At 40.3% G+C, this 15,660-nt stretch carries 16 protein-coding genes; 11 read left to right on the top strand and 5 right to left on the bottom strand.

Annotation, left to right across the window (positions count from 1 at the left end):
- Positions 1–228 precede the first annotated feature (228 nt).
- Positions 229–1,539 carry a DEAD/DEAH box helicase gene (locus AC0VZ9_RS20910; protein ID WP_019382851.1) on the top strand — a complete coding sequence of 437 codons (1,311 nt, stop codon included), beginning with the start codon at positions 229–231 and terminating at the stop codon, positions 1,537–1,539.
- 260 nt (positions 1,540–1,799) lie between these two features.
- The gene (locus AC0VZ9_RS20905; protein WP_475396689.1) at positions 1,800–2,693 is read left to right on the top strand and encodes a deoxyribonuclease IV; all 894 of its coding nucleotides are present in this window, start codon (positions 1,800–1,802) and stop codon (positions 2,691–2,693) included.
- A 70-nt stretch (positions 2,694–2,763) separates the two neighbouring features.
- Here the strand turns inward: AC0VZ9_RS20905 and AC0VZ9_RS20900 are convergent, their stop codons facing one another.
- Entirely contained in the window at positions 2,764–3,018 is a 255-nt protein-coding gene (locus AC0VZ9_RS20900; protein WP_019382849.1) for a DUF2624 domain-containing protein, read from the bottom strand.
- A 159-nt stretch (positions 3,019–3,177) separates the two neighbouring features.
- Between AC0VZ9_RS20900 and AC0VZ9_RS20895 the strand changes: the two genes are divergently transcribed.
- From AC0VZ9_RS20895 to AC0VZ9_RS20880, 4 genes are all read left to right on the top strand, one after another.
- The gene (locus tag AC0VZ9_RS20895; protein WP_217033081.1) at positions 3,178–3,966 is read left to right on the top strand and encodes a metal ABC transporter ATP-binding protein; all 789 of its coding nucleotides are present in this window, start codon (positions 3,178–3,180) and stop codon (positions 3,964–3,966) included.
- Positions 3,963–4,805, top strand: a complete 843-nt coding sequence (locus AC0VZ9_RS20890; protein ID WP_009332976.1) for a metal ABC transporter permease — start codon at positions 3,963–3,965, stop codon at positions 4,803–4,805. The genes AC0VZ9_RS20895 and AC0VZ9_RS20890 overlap by 4 nt, the downstream gene beginning before the upstream one ends.
- A gap of 52 nt (positions 4,806–4,857) precedes the next feature.
- Entirely contained in the window at positions 4,858–5,271 is a 414-nt protein-coding gene (gene zur / locus AC0VZ9_RS20885) for a zinc uptake transcriptional repressor Zur (RefSeq protein ID WP_019382847.1), read from the top strand.
- A gap of 130 nt (positions 5,272–5,401) precedes the next feature.
- Positions 5,402–6,735 (top strand): IS3 family transposase gene (locus AC0VZ9_RS20880; protein ID WP_099049178.1). Its coding sequence is split into 2 segments (ribosomal slippage): positions 5,402–5,774 and positions 5,774–6,735, totalling 1,335 coding nucleotides; the frame shifts between segments, so codons are not numbered across the junction.
- Between the two features lie 341 nt (positions 6,736–7,076).
- On the opposite strand, the gene AC0VZ9_RS20875 is transcribed toward AC0VZ9_RS20880, so the two are convergent.
- Positions 7,077–7,652 (bottom strand): nucleotidase, encoded by a 576-nt coding sequence (locus AC0VZ9_RS20875; RefSeq protein ID WP_034296571.1) that lies wholly within the window; start codon positions 7,650–7,652, stop codon positions 7,077–7,079.
- Between the two features lie 386 nt (positions 7,653–8,038).
- Between AC0VZ9_RS20875 and AC0VZ9_RS20870 the strand changes: the two genes are divergently transcribed.
- Entirely contained in the window at positions 8,039–8,398 is a 360-nt protein-coding gene (locus AC0VZ9_RS20870) for a hypothetical protein (protein WP_157380206.1), read from the top strand.
- Between the two features lie 75 nt (positions 8,399–8,473).
- Here AC0VZ9_RS20870 and ispG read toward each other — a convergent pair whose 3' ends face one another.
- The 3 genes from ispG to AC0VZ9_RS20855 form a co-directional block, all read right to left on the bottom strand.
- Entirely contained in the window at positions 8,474–9,586 is a 1,113-nt protein-coding gene (ispG, locus tag AC0VZ9_RS20865) for a flavodoxin-dependent (E)-4-hydroxy-3-methylbut-2-enyl-diphosphate synthase (RefSeq protein ID WP_251175152.1), read from the bottom strand.
- A gap of 118 nt (positions 9,587–9,704) precedes the next feature.
- Positions 9,705–10,031 carry a hypothetical protein gene (locus tag AC0VZ9_RS20860; protein ID WP_217026192.1) on the bottom strand — a complete coding sequence of 109 codons (327 nt, stop codon included), beginning with the start codon at positions 10,029–10,031 and terminating at the stop codon, positions 9,705–9,707.
- A 161-nt stretch (positions 10,032–10,192) separates the two neighbouring features.
- On the bottom strand, positions 10,193–10,963 hold the full coding sequence (locus AC0VZ9_RS20855; protein ID WP_475396688.1) for a DUF1189 domain-containing protein: 771 nt from the start codon (positions 10,961–10,963) through the stop codon (positions 10,193–10,195).
- A gap of 233 nt (positions 10,964–11,196) precedes the next feature.
- Here AC0VZ9_RS20855 and AC0VZ9_RS20850 point away from each other — a divergent pair, with 233 nt between their 5' ends.
- From AC0VZ9_RS20850 to AC0VZ9_RS20835, 4 genes are all read left to right on the top strand, one after another.
- Positions 11,197–12,828 carry a Na/Pi cotransporter family protein gene (locus tag AC0VZ9_RS20850; protein ID WP_009332969.1) on the top strand — a complete coding sequence of 544 codons (1,632 nt, stop codon included), beginning with the start codon at positions 11,197–11,199 and terminating at the stop codon, positions 12,826–12,828.
- A gap of 152 nt (positions 12,829–12,980) precedes the next feature.
- A complete protein-coding gene (locus AC0VZ9_RS20845; protein ID WP_251175144.1) occupies positions 12,981–13,463 on the top strand; it encodes a DUF456 domain-containing protein in 483 nt (160 codons plus the stop codon).
- 210 nt (positions 13,464–13,673) lie between these two features.
- A complete protein-coding gene (locus tag AC0VZ9_RS20840) occupies positions 13,674–14,282 on the top strand; it encodes a superoxide dismutase (protein ID WP_475396687.1) in 609 nt (202 codons plus the stop codon).
- 141 nt (positions 14,283–14,423) lie between these two features.
- Entirely contained in the window at positions 14,424–15,641 is a 1,218-nt protein-coding gene (locus AC0VZ9_RS20835) for an MFS transporter (RefSeq protein WP_009332966.1), read from the top strand.
- Positions 15,642–15,660 lie beyond the last annotated feature (19 nt).

Here is a 15,660-nt window from a genome sequence, read left to right as displayed (position 1 = left end):
AAAGCAGAAGAAACCAATTTATTTATTAAAATCGCCCAAAAAGCTTATCATAAAAATATAAATGCCTGTATGAGTGGTTATTTGCAGGAAACTTTATTATAATAACAGGATGTAGGAAAAGCTCGGAACCAGCAAGTTGCAGTTGATACTAGTAGATCTTACTTCACTAATATATGTTTCGGATGCTGCCTGAACTGAGGCGAATCTGAATAATTGAGGAGTTTTTATATGAACGAAACGAAATTTGACCGATTTAATTTGAAGCCTTTTATTATAGAAGCGGTTAAGGATTTTGGCTTTTTCGAGCCGACAGAAATTCAGGAAAGAATGATTCCTGCAGTACTGAAGGGTGAAAGCGCCATTGGCCAGTCGCAGACAGGTACAGGAAAAACTCATTCATACGTACTGCCTATTCTTCAAAAAGTTGATCCATCCCGCCAGGAGGTTCAGGCCATTATTACTGCACCGACACGTGAGCTGGCCAACCAGATTTATCATGAAATTCTTAAAGTAACAGAGCATTGTCCAGAAGGAGAAGAGATAACTGCCCGCTGCTATATCGGCGGAACAGATAAGCAGAGAACGATTGAAAAACTGAAAAGACAGCCTCATGTGGTTGTAGGGACTCCTGGAAGAATTAATGACCTTGTAAAGGAACAGGCGCTATTTGTGCATACTGCAGAAATTCTTATTGTGGATGAAGCTGATTTAATGCTTGATATGGGATTTATAGAGGATGTTGATCAGATTGCAGCAAGGATGCCGGAAAAGCTTCAGATGCTTGTGTTCTCAGCTACCATTCCGGAGAAGCTAAAGCCTTTCCTGAAGAAATATATGGAAAATCCGAAATATGTTCACGTTGAGCCTAAGCAGGCAGCAGCAGCTAATATTGAGCACTGGCTTTTGCCGTCCAGACATCGAAACAAAGTGGAACTTGTCTACCAAGCATTGACTTCGCTTAATCCTTACTTAGCCATTGTTTTTACCAACACCAAGAAAAAGGCAGATGAAGTGGCAGACGGATTAATCAGCAAAGGTCTAAAAGTCGGGCGGATTCACGGAGACCTTAACCCTCGTGAGCGAAAGAAAATGATGAAGCAGATTCTCGACCTTGAGTTTCAATATATTGTGGCAACAGACCTGGCAGCCCGGGGCATTGACATACAGGGAATCAGCCATGTAATCAACTATGAACTTCCGACAGATCTTGATTTTTATATACACCGGGTTGGCCGGACAGCGCGTGCAGGATTCTCGGGAATTGCTGTGACGGTGTATGAGACTTCCGATGAAGATGCATTAAACAGACTTGAAAAAATGGGATTGGAATTCCAGCACAAAGATCTGCAAAAAGGTGAATGGACAGACCTGGATAATCGCAATAAGCGAAAAACAAGACAGAAACAAACAGATGACATTGATAAAAAAGCTGCATCACTAGTGAAAAAACCAAAAAAAGTAAAACCAGGATATAAAAAGAAAATGAAATGGGAAATGGATAAAATTAAAAAACGCGAAAGAAGAATAAAGCGCAAATAAATTTTTGCAAGACTTTTGACCTGCTAACTCGTCTTAACCACTGAGTTGGTTGGGAGCTGATGGGATTTGATTCTTGAAAAGTTAATTCAAGGAAGCTTAGTCAAAGTCCTGCGGGAGGAGAGGGAGTGAGAGACCCTGCAGTCGAATCCGAGAAGGCTCTCATTCCTCCGGAAATCAAAATGCACGCAGTGGAAATCAACGGGCATGGTTTATAAGTAAAACAAATTTTTAAAAGAAATATTAAAGGGAGAGGTATCGTCATGCTGAAAATTGGATCACATGTGTCCATGAGCGGAAAAAAAATGCTTTTAGCAGCAAGTGAAGAAGCTGTTTCATATGGCTCCAATACATTTATGATCTATACAGGAGCCCCGCAAAACACAAGAAGAAAAAAAATCGAAGATCTGAACATTGAGGCCGGGCTGAAGCATATGGCAGAGCACGGGATTGCTGATATCGTTGTACATGCTCCTTATATTATCAATATCGGGAATACTTCAAACCCTTCAACATTTGAATTAGGCGTTAATTTCCTTCGCTCTGAAATCGACCGCACCGAAGCGATTGGTGCTAAGCAGATTGTTCTTCATCCAGGTGCACATGTAGGAGCTGGAACAGAGGCCGGCATCAAACAAATCGTGGAGGGCTTGAATGAAGTCTTAAATGGCGAAGAAAATGTGCAGATCGCACTAGAAACCATGGCCGGAAAAGGTTCGGAGTGCGGGAAATCCTTTGAAGAGCTGGCTATGATTATAGAGGGAGTCAATTATAACAACCATTTATCTGTATGCTTTGATACTTGTCATACGCATGATGCAGGATATGATATTGTAAATGATTTCGATGGTGTATTGGAAGAATTCGATAAGATTATTGGGCTTGACCGCCTGAAAGTGCTCCATATTAATGACAGTAAGAATGAGCGCGGAATGCGTAAAGACCGTCATGCGAATATCGGATTTGGCCACATTGGCTTCAGTGCGTTAAACTACATTGTTCATCATCCTCAATTACAGGATATCCCTAAAATTCTGGAGACTCCTTATGTTGGCGAAGATAAAAACAATAAAAAAGCGCCTTATAAGCAAGAAATTAATATGCTGCGCAGCAAGGAATTCAATGAAAATCTACTAGAAGCCATTACGGCTGGATAACTATAATAAAAAGCTGTGCCCGAGAATGCACAGCTTTTTGCATGAGTAATTAAGTATTATAAGCCAAGTCCTATTTTGTAAATTGCAAAAACAGCCTGTTTACTTCCCTTGCAGTTTCCGGACCCGCAATCCTGGCAATTTCTTTTATTATTTTTGTCCGTTCCCGATCATCAAAGATGTTTACTTGCTTTCCTCTCAAATGGTCTGCAATTTTCTGAGCCTGCGCTTTTGTAATTCTGATGTTGAACTGCTCTCCATATTTTAATAATTCATCTGCTGTAATATTGCTTAGTTTGTGATTAATGATGTTTTCGAATATTTTCATGTTCATCACTCCTCCTCAGTACTTTATGAGTTAAGAATATGAATAGTGACAATAAGTTTTGAAATTCCAATAAATAAGCATGTACCTTTACTTTGAATGCAGGTTCCTGTATACTGTGTTAGTAAATCGTAATGATTCTTAATATGTAAGGTGATAAAAATGGCACAGCCAATTATTGAAATAGATCATGTTTCTTATAGATATGAGAAAGAAAATGTCCTGGAGGATATTAATCTGACCATTAATTCAGGAGATTTCCTTGGAATCGTCGGGCCAAATGGTTCGGGAAAATCAACCCTGCTAAAGCTTATCCTGAATTTGCTTAAAGTGCAGAAGGGGAGCGTTAAACTGTTTGGCAATGAAATAAGCCGCTTTAAGGATTGGCAGAACATTGGGTTTGTTTCTCAAAAGGCAAATTCATTTAACACAGGATTCCCGGCAACGGTCTTTGAAGTCGTTTCAAGCGGCCTTACAAAGAAGCTGGGGCTTTTTAAATTTATGGGCAAGGCCGATCAGGCAAAAGTTCTGCATGCTATTGAATCTGTTGGCATGCAAGAGTTTGCCGGACGCAATATAGGCGAGCTTTCAGGCGGGCAGCAGCAGCGGGTTTTCATTGCCCGGGCATTGGTAAGCGATCCAAAATTGCTAATATTGGATGAACCCACAGTAGGTGTAGATGTAAAAAATGTCCAGTCTTTCTACGAGATGCTTGATGATTTAAATAAGAAGCTTGGTATAACTCTATTGCTGGTTACACATGACATTGGCACAATTTCTGATAAAGTCACTCATGTGGCTTGCCTGAATAAGAATTTGCATTTCCATGGAAATACAGCAGAATTTGAAAGCTTAAATATCAATGAAATGTCAGAAATCTACGGGCATGATGTACATGTTCTGACACATAATCATGACCATCATCACCACGATAAAGGAGCAGGCAGATGATTGCAGGAATCCTTCAATATGAATTTTTACAAAATGCTTTTTTAACGGGAATCATCATCGGAATCATTGCTCCTCTACTGGGTGTGTTCATTGTTGTCAGGAGGCTGTCTTTAATTGCCGATGCTTTAAGTCATGTGACACTTGCTGGGATCGCTGCAAGCTTGCTGCTTGAAAAGAAATTTATCGGATTGAGCGGGTTGAATCCGTTATATATGGGGATGGCTTTTTCCGTAGCAGGGTCATTGTTTATTGAAAAACTGAGGGCTGTTTATAAACATTATCAGGAGCTTGCTATTCCTATTATTTTATCTGGAGGCATTGGGCTTGGAGTAATATTTATTTCACTCGCTGACGGGTTCAATACTGATTTATTCAGTTATCTCTTTGGCAGTGTCAGTGCGGTCAGCCGGCTGGATTTATGGACGATTTTAATCATCAGCGTGTTTGTTATTGCACTTGTGGTGCTGCTCTATAAAGAATTGTTTCTGCTGTCATTTGATGAAGAGCATGCCAAGGCATCTGGAATAGCTGCAAAAAGTGTCCACTTCATATTTATTGTCATGGTAGCTTTGGTCATAGCTGCTTCCATGAGAATAGTGGGTATTTTATTGGTTTCATCACTTATGACTTTGCCGGTTGCTGCCAGCATCAGAATCGCAAAAGGATTCAAACAGACGATTTTCCTGTCCATGCTTTTCGGTGAAATTTCAGTTTTAGGCGGGCTGACGATTTCCTACTATATAGATTTAGCTCCAGGCGGAACAATCGTCATGATTGCCGTGTTAATACTGATTGTGACAATCTTGTTTAAAAAAATTGCAGGCCTGAGGCCGGCATAATATAAAGGAATTCTATCCGAAGTTATTTCAGAGCAAACAATGAGGTGAAAGTATGAATGTTGATGAAGCCATGCAGCTTTTAAAGGATAAAGGCTATAAGCATACAGGGAAGAGGGAAGAAATGCTTCAGCTATTTGCTGATAGCGATAAATATTTAACGGCAAAAGATGTTCTGGAAAAAATGAAGGATAATTACCCTGGACTCAGCTTTGATACAATCTACAGAAACTTATCATTATTCGTGGACCTGGATATTTTTGAGATGACAGAGCTATCAGGGGAAAAACACTTCCGCTTTACTTGCTCACATGAACATCATCATCATCACTTTATATGTCTGGATTGCGGCAAAACGAAGGAAATCGAAGTCTGTCCCATGAAGCAGGTACAGGAAAATCTCAAGGGATATGATGTTTCTGGACATAAGTTCGAAATATATGGGAAGTGCCCGGAATGTTTTCAATAAATTAAATAAAAAAGAAGCATGGAGCTATTTATTGAACTATACCCTAGATAGTGGACACTGATAAAAAAGTGCCCCTTTCTGGGGTTTTTTGTGTTTCAATAGTTTTAATGAATAAGGCGGAGGATTTTTTATGAGTAAGAATATCTATAATGAATTCCAAATGAAAGAGCTTGAAAAGAATCCTAATGTTTTGAGGGCTTCTGAGAGGTCAATCTCCTATAGTTCTGAATTTAAGATAAAAGCAGTGGCGGAGTACAAAAGTGGGAAAACACCATCGCAAATCTTTATTGAACAAGGCTTTGATCTCGAGATGATTGGCAAGGAACAGCCAAAACGTTGTCTTAAGCGTTGGAGAGAAACATTCGAAAGGTTCGGGGAGGAAGGTTTCCTTACGGAACGTCGAGGTAAAGGGAGCACTGGACGTCCTTCTTCTAAACAACTTTCCATTGAGGAGAAACTAAGGAAGGCTGAGGCAAGGATTAAATTCCTTGAGGCAGAGAATGACTTCTTAAAAAAGCTGGAAGAACTAGAAAGGCAGGCGTTGATGAAGAAACGATTCTAACGGCAGCTGAGAAGTTTTCTTTAATTGAGAAAACCATCAGAACATATCAGTTGAAAAAATCTGTTTCCTACCTGTGTGAACTGGCAGGCGTAAGTCGAAGTGGCTACTATGATTGGCTGAAGGCAGCACAATTACGGGCACAACGTGACGAGAAGGATCAATTGGATATAGAGTTAATTCGAGAAATATTCATAAGTAAAAAAGAAAAAGTAGGTGTCCTCCAGATCAAAATGATTATGGAGAATGATTATTCATCGGTAATGAACCACAAAAAGATTAGGCGTCTGATGGCAAAATATAATCTTGTAACAAAGGTAAGGAAAGCCAATCCTTATCGTAAAATGGCTAAGGCAACCCATGAGCATCGATCTTGTCCCAACCTCCTTAACCGAGAATTTAATCAAGAAGAACCAGGAAAAGTCCTGCTTACTGACATTACTTATCTCTATTTCGGAAAGGGACAAAAAGCATACTTATCCTGCGTAAAAGATGGAGCTACCAAAGAAATTGTCGCTTATCATCTATCCACTTCGTTAGAAATGGATATTGTATATAAGACGCTTAAAAAGTTAAAACAAGCTGTTGGCGATCATTTTCATCCAGAAGCCATACTGCACTCTGACCAAGGTTTCCACTATACCCATCCCCAATTCCAAAGCAAAGTAAAAGAACTTGGCTTAATACAATCGATGTCCCGAAAGGGAAACTGTTGGGATAACGCACCAATGGAAAGTTTCTTTGGGCACTTTAAGGATTTAGCAGAGTATAAATCATTAGATAATTTAGGAGATGTTAGAAAAGAAGTGGATCGAGTGATTGAGGAATATAACCAGCATCGTTATCAATGGGGCTTAAATAAAATGACCCCGGAGCAATACCGGGGCCATTTACTAGCCGCATAGGCGCTTTTTAAACTGTCCGTAAATCGGGGCACAGTTCATATTATAGCCCCATGCTCCTTTTTGTAATCTAGGAAATAAAAAAATATAAAGATGTGAACTTTGTGGAGAAATAATAATCTGCATCCAGCTACAGCGCCTAGCCTCTTGGTTCATAAGCCAAATTACTCCAGAAATCAGGAACAAGAAATGCTTCGGCAGCGATACATCGCCCGACCAAAGTAGCTTTGGGAGGTTTCCTGCGTGATTCGTCTTATGCCTGCCGGACTTGCGCAGGATGTGCTGGCTTCAACGTTCGCCACATGAGGTGGCGGTTTTTAGTTTGAGTTCATCTGATCAAGGCGCTACCGCTTTTGTTCCTGCAGCCAGTCTTCCACCCATGCATATGCTTCCTTCCAGTTTCTTACTCTAATGACGCCATTGGGAAGGGGTTCCTGGTTATAGGGTGTATCGAATAAGATGACAGGAATTCCACATGCCTCATGAATCATAACTGCATTATCATGTTTGTCTTCAAAAAATATATCCACTTCATATTTTTTTGCTGCTTCGATTTTATCATGGCTCCCGATCAGTTCAATATGATCGAACTCCAATGTGTTCTCTAGAAACCATTCCTCTGTTATTTGCTGAAGGTGAGAACCCCTGGCACTTATAAAATACAATTCATGCTTGCGTTTCCAGTTGGTCAAAGCTTCCTTTGCGCCTTTTGCAATGGGTGATTCTTTGTATATGATGGGCTCATTTTCATAAAACCAATCTGCAAATTGTTCTTCTGAAATCGTCACCAAAGGTGTTAAATCATATTGCTTAATATCATTTAAAGTAATATTCAGATTAAATGCTTCATTTAAATACGGAACCATGGCTTCAGGGCGCGTAACCGTTCCGTCTATATCAATGCCAAAACGCTTCTTCATCATTATGATCTCCTTTAATGCATATATCCCTTATCTTAACAAAAGTCCCGGCCTTGAAAAAGAGTGTTGCCTGAACAGGTATGAAAGTTAAACATTTACATCTTAAAAAGGGCTTATATCGCAAACACTATAAATGCTCCATTAAGCAATACTTTTTAGTAACACAGCAAAGGAAGCGAGGGATCATGATGGCAGACCAAGAGCGCAGTAATGAAGAGTATGACCTTCGATACAGTGAGCGGATTGGCGAAGCAGATCCAGATTATTCTGAAGAAGCTGCTGCAGAAATAGCAGCTCCAGGTATCTACGGCAGATCGCTGGATCGGGATGAGGAAAACGAAACAGCTGCAGTCCATGAAGATTATTCTGAAGAAGCTGCTGCAGAAATAGCAGCTCCAGGTGTCTACGGCAGATCGCTGGATCGGGATGAGGAAAACGAAACAGCTGCAATTCATGCAGATTATTCTGAGGAAACCTCTGCCGAAATAGCAGCGCCTGGTGTCTATAATAGATCAGCGAACAGGGATGAAGAAAATGAAACAGTTGCAGCCGGCAGAGGAGTCGGATATGCAGCCCTGGCACTTTCCATTTTATCTTTGTTTGTGCTGCCGGTTCTTTTTGGAGCAACAGGAATTGTCCTTGGTTTTATCGCACGCCGCAGGGGTTCAGAAAGCCTTGGGGGCTGGGCGATTGCAATAGGGGCTATATCCATTATTGTCGGTATGTTTATTCTGCCGTTTTTTTAGAAAAAGAAAAAAAGCCTGGCTCCCAAAATTATTTGGTGCCAGGCTTTTTCTATTTCGGAAAGGGACAATATTGCCTTACGGCAGCAGGCTTTCTGCCTGTGCTTTTTCCTCTTCCTGTTTGGCAAAATACTCTGCAGCGATTTTGTCGATTTCAATCTTAAGTTCTTCAACCATTGTCTCTTCTGGAACTTTCCTTACAATCTGGCCTTTACGGAAAAGAAGCCCTTCACCGCGGGCACCTGCAATGCCGATATCAGCTTCCCTGGCTTCACCAGGCCCGTTAACGGCACAGCCCAATACAGCAACTTTAATTGGCGCTTTAATTTTTTGAATATAGTCTTCCACTTCATTTGCAATGCTGATTAAGTCAATCTCGATCCTTCCGCATGTTGGACAGGAAATTAAAGTTGCTGCATTGGAGGATAATCCAAACACTTTAAGAAGTTCACGGGCAACCTTTACTTCTTCCACGGGATCTGCGCTAAGTGAAATTCTTAACGTATTTCCAATTCCTTTGCTTAAGATTGCACCAAGTCCAGCGGCACTTTTTACAGTACCTGCAAAAAGTGTGCCTGATTCTGTTATACCTAAATGGAGAGGGTAGTCAAATGCTTGTGCTGCTTTCTCATAAGCCTCAATGGCCAAATTAACATCGGATGCTTTCATAGAAACGATGATGTCATGGAAATCAAGGTCTTCTAAAATTTTGATATGATGCAGGGCGCTTTCAACCATACCATCTGCAGTAGGATATCCATATTTCTCAAGGATTCTTTTTTCAAGAGAACCTGCATTTACACCAATGCGGATAGGGATGCCTTTTTCTTTTGCAGCCTTGACCACTGCTTCCACTTTTTCACGTTTACCAATATTTCCAGGATTAATTCGGATTTTATCTGCTCCGCCTTCGATTGCCTTCAATGCTAGCTTGTAGTCAAAGTGGATATCAACAACAAGCGGTATGTTAATTTGTCTTTTAATATCTGCTATGGCATTTGCAGCTCTTTCATCCGGGCAGGCAACACGCACGATTTGACATCCTGCTTCTTCCAGCCTTTTAATTTCAGCAACAGTCGCTTCAACGTCATGTGTTTTCGTAGTGGTCATACTCTGGATGAACAGCTCATTGCTTCCGCCAATTGTTAATGGCCCAACTTTAACAGGCCTTGTTTTAGTGCGATGTATAATTTCACTCAATGGAGATTCGCTCCTTTTTATCTTTTCATATAACAGCTGAGATGTATGCTGTTAGAGAAGGTTCCACTTTATTGTATCAATGAACCGCTGAAATTGACAAGAATGATGATTAGTTGTCCTGAGTATATTTTGGAAATTTATAGGTCGTCCCTGATTTAATGTCTTCAGGCTGCATTCCATTGTTTAATTCCGAGAAGTCTGACACAACCTGGTCTATGGCTACAGGAATGGGACCATCAAGGTTTAGTTCTATAATTGATAGAACTGTTTCTCCAGGATTGACCTTTTTTTCAAAATAGGGTTCACCTGTTTCTGTGGGGAGGGAACTTGCCTCCAATGCTTGCTTTTGTCCAGCGGGCAGTGTGCCATGATTAAGGTCATAAAAGATTACATATATAACTAGGATTGAAAGCAATACTCCCCCAAGCTTCTTCATACTGGCCAAACCCCCTTGTTTACCCAATATGTATGCTTGTCCAAATATGATTAGACCAAAAAAAGTCCTCAATTTGTATTATTCTGCATTAATAACTGCTTTATTTATAAAATTACTCCTCTTTTTAATTGCAAAAATAGAAACGCGCCATTGGCACGTTTTTATTTAGAGCTATGAGATGGGACTTCCTTTATGGACAAGAGGAGGATGATAAGAGAAACAAACCAGTTAATAATCGCTCCGTTTTGCACTGCTGTCTGCAGGGCTGTCATGATAGTAAAGAAAATGGCTGGCAAAGTAATGCTGTAAGCAGACATGCGCCATAAATGACGATACTCCAATTTCTTGGCAAGAGCTTTTTTAATAAGCAGACCTGCAAGTGCTAACAGGGAGATCTCGATAAATCGAATGCCCGCTGCAAAAATATAAATGACAATCGCTATTAAGGGAATAATAATCGGCATAAGGGATTCTGCAGATGCAAGGAAGTCTGATAAGTCATCTTTTGTTAGTGTGCCGCTTGTCAGTAATGTATATGGATATGTCTGTTCCTGTCCTTCAGCAAGTATGTAGACTTCATTTTTTAATAAGGCAATCGTATTGCCGCTTTCGGATAAAACAGAAGGGTCTACTGCTCCTGTCGAATCAACAATGATTGTAAAGTTATTTTTATTGAGGGTTACAGGTACTTCCTCCTCTGTGTGAAGCTGTCCTTCTGCAATTTCAAAATCCGGTAAATTACTGTCAATTGTTTCATCAATAGCATTTAAACCATTAATGATTGCCGAACCGGAATAAAACAAGGTTGGCAGTGCTGATAGCAGGGTAAGGAAAAACACATACAAAATAGTCTTTCCTATGCCCTGACGACGAAATAAAGCGATATCTTTAGGAGAAAACAAGCTTTTATAAAACTGAAGAAAAATATTCATTTGGACACACCCTTTTTGAGATTCACTATTATATTTTAGCCAAATATCCAGATGTTACAAGTAAACGCGTTTGCAAGGCTTTTTGGAGTTTGTAACAAAAATGTAATATAAGCATGTAATGTTAAGGAATTGTAAATTTAGTCCGCAACAGGTTTACATTTCTATAGGTTTCCATTAATAATTGTATGGGGTTTGATGAATCATGTCGAATAAACAGTTATAGGGGTTGGATAATGGTGGAACTTAATGTTCAGCAAATGCTTTTTGAGTTTTTGGGCGGGCTTGGTATTTTCCTTTATGGAATCAAGTTCATGGGTGATGGGCTCCAAAAATCAGCTGGTGACCGGCTGAGGGATTTATTAGATCGCTTTACTACAAATCCAATCATGGGTGTATTGGCGGGTGTTCTTGTCACCATTCTTATACAGAGCAGCTCTGCAACCACTGTTATTACAGTTGGATTAGTATCTGCCGGATTCATGACATTGCGCCAGGCAATAGGTGTTATTATGGGAGCAAATATCGGGACAACGGTAACTGCTTTCATCATCGGAATAGATATCGGGGAATACGCTTTGCCGATCATTGCTTTAGGCTCTATTCTATTGTTTTTCTTTAAAAGCAAAAAAGTTCACAATGCCGGTCAGATTGTATTTGGCTTTGGTGCATTATTCTATGGACTTGAATTAATGAGCGGGGGAATGAAGCCTCTTCGTACATTGGAAGCTTTTCATGACTTGACCGTAAGCATGAGTTCAAATCCAATTCTAGGTGTGGTTGTCGGAACAGTGTTTACTGTTATTGTTCAGAGCTCAAGTGCCACAATCGGTATTCTCCAAGGGCTGTTTTCTGAAGAGCTGATAAACCTGGATGCAGCATTGCCTGTTCTGTTTGGAGACAATATTGGAACGACCATCACAGCTGTTTTAGCCGCTATTGGAGCATCTGTTGCTGCAAGAAGAGCTGCAGCCGTGCATGTATTGTTTAACTTAATTGGTACTACTATCTTCTTGATTTTATTAAAGCCGTTTACATTATTGATTGAAACACTGCAGGGGAAAATGGATTTAAATCCTGAGATGACCATTGCCTTTGCGCATGGAATTTTTAATAGTACTAATACACTTATTCAACTGCCATTTGTAGCCGTGCTGGCATGGATTGTAACGAAGCTTATTCCGGGAGAAGATGCGGTTGCTGAATATAAAGCAAAACATTTGGATCCTGTTTTTATAGAACAATCCCCTTCGATTGCTCTTGGACAAGCTAAAGAAGAAGTGCTTCGCATGGGGGCATTCTCTTTACGGGGACTTGAAGAAACGGTTCAATATTTGAAAACCGGCAATCAAAAACATTCCGAAAGTGCATACCAGTTAGAGGACGCGATCAATAATCTTGACCGCAAAATTACGGATTACCTGATTAAGTTATCTACAAGTTCACTTTCAGCACATGAGTCGAACGAGCACACCGTGCTGATGGATACAGTAAGAGATATTGAGCGTATCGGTGACCATTTCGAAAATGTAATAGAATTGATTGATTATAAACAGGCAAATAAAGTGTCCATTACCGATTCAGCTATGGCTGATTTAGAACAAATGTTCAAATTGACCATTTCTACTGTAAAAGAAGCTCTTCAGGCACTGGACCACAATGATAAAATTGCTGCAGAGCATGTTGTAAAAAAAGAAGAAGAGATAGACAAGATGGAACGAAAGCTTCGCAAACAGCATATTCTTCGCCTGAATGAAGGAGTCTGCTCTGGCCAGGCGGGCATTGTCTATGTAGACATTGTCAGCAACCTTGAGCGTATCGGCGATCACGCGGTGAATATTGCTGAAGCTGTTTTAGGAGAAGAATAAATGGTAAAATAAGCAAGGGGAAATCCCTTGCTTATTAATTTTAAAATAAATAATGTAGAAATTTTGAAGTTAGATAAATGTCTAGCGCAAGCAGCCTGCCCCCTCGAGGTGTGGGCAAAGCGCTTTCATGTTTTCTAGAAAGGGTGCTGATCATGGAGATAATTTATTGGACGCTGATCATTCTGTTATTTATTATCGCTTTTGCGGGCTTGGTTTTTCCGATTATTCCAAGTGTGCTGTTTTTGCTTGGCGGTTTTATCCTGTATGGAATTCTTTTTTCTTTCGAACCTTTTAACTGGCTATTCTGGACGATTCAGGTGCTATTTGTCCTGCTGCTATTTGGTGCAGACTACGTAGCAAATATGATTGGGGTAAAAAAGTATGGCGGATCAAAAGCGGGTGTCTGGGGAAGTACAATCGGCCTGCTGGCAGGTCCATTTGTCATCCCTGTATTAGGAATTTTAATTGGGCCTTTTTTGGGAGCGGTCATTGCTGAACTCGCAGTAAATAAGGCCAGCTTCAATGATGCATTGAAGATCGGTTTCGGATCTGTAATCGGTTTTGTCAGCAGTGCAGCAGCCAAAGCGGTGATACAAGGGGTAATGATTACTTATTTTCTAATTGTGGTCCTTTGATGACCCGCTCGGGTGATTTGAATTTAATGGAATAATAAAAACAAATTAGGATATTGTATATATGTAGTAAAGCATTTTGTTTGAAACAAAAAACCAACTTTGGTAATCTTAAACTAAAGACCTTAGAAATATTCTAAAATCAGAATTTTATAAATGATTGGAGTGTTTCAGGGGGCTTAATAAAACAGATACATAGGGAGGAATTTTATTATGGCATTCGAATTACCGCAATTACCTTACGCTTATGATGCATTGGAGCCAAACATCGACAAAGAAACGATGAATATTCATCATACAAAGCATCACAATACTTATGTAACAAACCTTAACAATGCTTTAGAAGGAAACGAAGAGCTTCTTTCTAAAACTGTTGAAGAAGTAGTTTCTAACCTGGATGCCGTACCTGAAGCTGTTCGCACTGCAGTACGCAACAACGGCGGCGGCCATGCAAACCATTCTCTATTCTGGCAGATCATTTCTCCAAATGGCGGCGGTGAGCCTACAGGTGAATTAGCAGACGCTATCAGCAGCAAATTCGGAAGCTATGACAGCTTCAAAGAAGAATTTGCTAAAGCAGCAACAACTCGCTTCGGTTCTGGCTGGGCTTGGCTGGCAGTAAACAATGGCGAATTGGAAGTTACAAGCACCCCTAACCAGGATTCTCCTTTAATGGAAGGTAAGACACCAATCCTTGGGCTTGATGTTTGGGAGCATGCTTATTACTTAAAATATCAAAACCGCCGTCCTGAATACATCAATTCTTTCTGGAATGTTGTTAACTGGGAAGAGGTTTCTAAGCGTTACAGCGCTGCAAAGTAATAAATGAAACAGCACGGCAGATTACATCTGCCGTGTTTTTTTGCTCCAAATTCCGGAGGCTTTCCCCTAATTTCTAAATCATTGCATAACCGCACTGTCTTTGTAGGAGACTACCCTTAGAACCAAAGGGGAGTTTTTTTTATGAGCAGATTTAAAAAACTGATCGGTGATGTCGATTTAACCAAAGACTTAACATTGCTTTTATTTATAGGGGGGCTTTATTCTTTAAGTGCTGCCCTTTCAAACACATTTGTTAATATTTATCTCTGGAAGCAGTCTGGTGAGTTCAGCGATCTGGCTTTATATAACCTGGCCATAGTGGTGCTTCAGCCTTTGACGTTTATCCTGGCAGGGAGATGGGCGAAAAAAATTGACCGTGTCATTGTGCTGAGAATCGGCGTGATTTTTTTGGCTCTATTTTATCTGACAGTGCTTTTCATTGGAACGAATGCCTCTAAATTTCTATTGCTTCTCGGGGCTCTGCTGGGAGTCGGGTATGGGTTCTACTGGCTTGCATTCAATGTACTCACTTTTGAAATTACTGAGCCGGAGAATCGCGATTTCTTTAATGGATTCCTTGGAATACTAACATCCGTTGGGGGTATGATTGGACCGATAGCAGCGGGTTTCATTATTTCAAGGATGGAAAAGTTCACGGGCTATTCCGTTATCTTCGGCATCTCCCTGACACTTTTTTCAATAGCGGTATTTTTAAGCTTTTTTCTAAAAAGGCGGCCAGCTGACGGAAGGTATTTATTTGGAAGAATCCTTGCAGAACGAAAAAACAGCATGAACTGGCGTATGATTACAAATGCCCACTTTTTCCAGGGGCTCAGAGAGGGAACCTTTATCTTTGTCATATCAGTATATGTTTTTATTTCAACTGGCAGTGAACTGGCTCTTGGTACATACGGATTGGTCAACTCAAGTATATCTTTTTTGGGGTATTTTCTTGTATCAAGACTTTTAAAGAAGGAATATCGCAAAAGGGCCATTCTTATTGGCGGGTTATTACTGTATGGTGCCATCTTCTTTATCGTTTTTGAGGTTACGTATCAAAAGCTGCTGATGTATGCAGCCACTATTGCTATAGCGTATCCTCTCCTGCTTGTGCCATATATCTCATTAACATATGATGTCATTGGCAGAGGCTGGAAGGCTGCAGAGATGAGAATTGAGTATATCGTAGTAAGGGAAATCTTCTTAAATGCAGGACGTATAGTATCCATTTTAGGTTTTTTAGCTGCCGTATCTTTTTTCAATGAAGAAAAAAGCATCCCTATACTTCTCTTAATCATTGGGGCCGGGCATTCGGTCATATATTTATTCGTCAGGAAAATACAATTTCAGTCTGCATGAGAGAGAGGAAAATTCTCTC

The sequence above is a fragment of the Cytobacillus sp. QJM3NY_8 genome, from assembly GCF_056173585.1.
Note: the sequence above shows the minus strand (reverse complement) of the source record. Positions and strands in the feature narration are given on the sequence as shown.